This is a genomic window from Rhodovulum sp. (assembly GCF_011048875.1).
Lineage (GTDB): Bacteria > Pseudomonadota > Alphaproteobacteria > Rhodobacterales > Rhodobacteraceae > Rhodovulum > Rhodovulum tesquicola.
This window is the reverse complement of the sequence record NZ_DSDD01000399.1, coordinates 1-2,310: the sequence shown is the minus strand read 5'-3', so window position 1 is coordinate 2,310 and position 2,310 is coordinate 1. Positions and strand designations below refer to the sequence as shown.

Below are 2,310 nucleotides of genomic sequence, written 5' to 3'. Positions count from 1 at the left end.
TGCGCTTCGATCCGGTCTATCACGGGCATTTCAAGCGCAACCGCAACCGGCTGGCCGATTTCCCGAACCTCTGGGCCTATACCCGCGAGCTGTACCAGTGGCCCGGCGTCGCGGCGACGACCGATTTCGGTCATGTCGTGCGCCACTACCATTTCAGCCATGACAGCATCAATCCGCACCGGATCCTGCCCACGGGCCCGCGGATCGACTGGCTGGCGCCGCATGGCCGGGACCGGCTGAAAGCGGCGTGAGGCCGGTCAGGCGACCAGCGCCTCGGCCCGGCTCAGATCGACGGAAACAAGCTGGCTGACGCCCTGCTCGGCCATGGTCACACCGAACAGCCGGTTCATCCGGCTCATGGTGATCGCGTGGTGGGTGATGATGAGAAAGCGCGTATCGGCACGGCGCGTCATCTCGTCGAGCATGTCGCAGAAGCGCGTGATGTTGGCGTCGTCGAGCGGCGCGTCCACCTCGTCGAGAACGCAGATCGGGGCCGGGTTTGCCAGGAACACGCCGAAGATCAGCGCCAGCGCCGTCAGCGTCTGTTCGCCTCCGGACAGAAGCGACAGGGTCGAGAGTTTCTTGCCCGGCGGCTGGCACATGATCTCGAGCCCTGCCTCCAGCGGATCGTCGGATTCCACCAGCACCAACCGCGCCTCGCCGCCACCGAACAGATGCTTGAACAGCATCGCGAAGTTGGAATTGACCTGCTCGAAGGCGGTCAGAAGCCGCTCGCGCCCCTCGCGGTTGAGGCTCGCGATGCCAGAGCGCAGCGTGCGGATCGCCTCTTCCAGATCGCGCTTTTCGGTGGCCAGTGTCTCGTGCTCGGCGCGCACGGTGCGGGCATCCTCCTCGGCGCGCAGGTTCACCGCGCCCAGCGCCTCGCGCTGGCGTTTCAGCCGGGTGACGTCATGCTCGATCTGTTCGGCCGAGGGCATCCGGTCGGGATCGGCGCCCAGCCGGTCCAGCAGCGCGGCCGGCGTCGCCTCCATTTCCTCGGCGATGCGGGCTGCGGCCTGGGCTGCGGCTTCGCGCGCGGCTTCGGCACGGGCTTCGGTTCCGGCGCGGGCCTCGCGGGCCTCGCCCGCGGCGCGCTCGGCCTCGCGCGCGGCGCGTTCGGCCTCGCGCAGGGCGGTCTCGGCCTCGGCCAGCGCGTCCGCCGCGCTCTGCCGCCGGTCCTCGGCCTGCGCGATCGCGGCGTCCAGTTCCTCGCGCTTCGCGGCGATTTCCCCGGGCGCGGCGACAGCTTCCTCCAGATCGGCCTCTGATGCCGCCTTGCGTTCGGCAAGTTCCGCGATCCGCGTTTCGGCGGTGTCCAGCCGCTTGCGCCAGGTCGCCGCTTCCCGCGCGATCTCGACCAGACGGCGCTGCCGTGCCTCGGCGTCGCGCTTCAGTTCGTCATGGGCGGCACGGCGGGCGATCATCGTCATCCGCGCGGCCTCGACCGTGGTGCGTACATCCTCAAGCCCGGCCCGCGCTGCGTCCAAGTCGTCCAGCCCAGTCAGCGCCGCCTCGGCCTCGCGCAGGCGGGTGCGCGCGGCGGTGGCCTCGTCCTCGTGGCGCGAGACCGCCATCTTCGCGGTTTCCAGTCGGCTTGCCGCGATGTCGCGCTCGGCCTCGGCGCGCGAGAGCGCCCTTCCCGCCTCGGCCAGATCGCGGTCGGCGACGCGGCGGGCCTCGCGCGCGGCGCGGTCGGCCTCGGTCGCATCGGCCAGCGCCGCGGCCACGCCCTGATGGGCGCGCGCCGCCGCCTCGGCCCGGGCCGTCGCCGCATCCAGATCGCGGCGCAGATCGGCCAGCCGGTTGAGCTGTTGCAGGCGCAGCGCGGCGGCGCTGGGGGCATCGCCTGCGCCAGCGCGCAAACCGTCCCAGCGCCAAAGATCGCCCTCGCGGGTCACAAGCCTTTGGCCGGGCTTCAGCGCGGGTTGCAGCCGCACTCCTGTTTCGCGATCCGGCACCAGCCCGATCTGCCCGATCCGGCGCAGCAGGACCGGCGGCACGCTCACATGATCGGCCAGCGGCAGCGCGCCCTCGGGCAGCGGCTGCGGCCGGTCATAGGGGGGCAGGGCGGCCCAGCCCGAGGCGGCCTGGTCCCGCGCCTGGGGCGCGCGCAGATCGTCGGCAAGCGCGGCGCCCAGCGCCTTTTCATAGCCCTTCTCGACGCCCAGAAGGTCCAGCACTTGGCCGCCTTCGCCGGTGTCGCGCTCGACCAGCCGGGCAAGGGCGGCCGCCTCGGCGCGCAGGGCATTCGCCTCGCCCTCGGCCTGTGCCTTGTCGGCCCGGGCCTCGGCCTCGCGCGTCTGGGCATCG

The 2,310-nt window shown here is 71.9% G+C and carries 2 pseudogenes; one reads left to right on the top strand and one right to left on the bottom strand.

Annotated features, from left to right (window positions below):
• Positions 1–251: pseudogene (locus tag ENN83_RS13935) on the top strand (glutathione S-transferase family protein); the annotation flags it as partial.
• A gap of 6 nt (positions 252–257) precedes the next feature.
• Here the strand turns inward: ENN83_RS13935 and ENN83_RS13930 are convergent.
• Positions 258–2,310, bottom strand: a pseudogene (locus ENN83_RS13930) (chromosome segregation protein SMC); the annotation flags it as partial.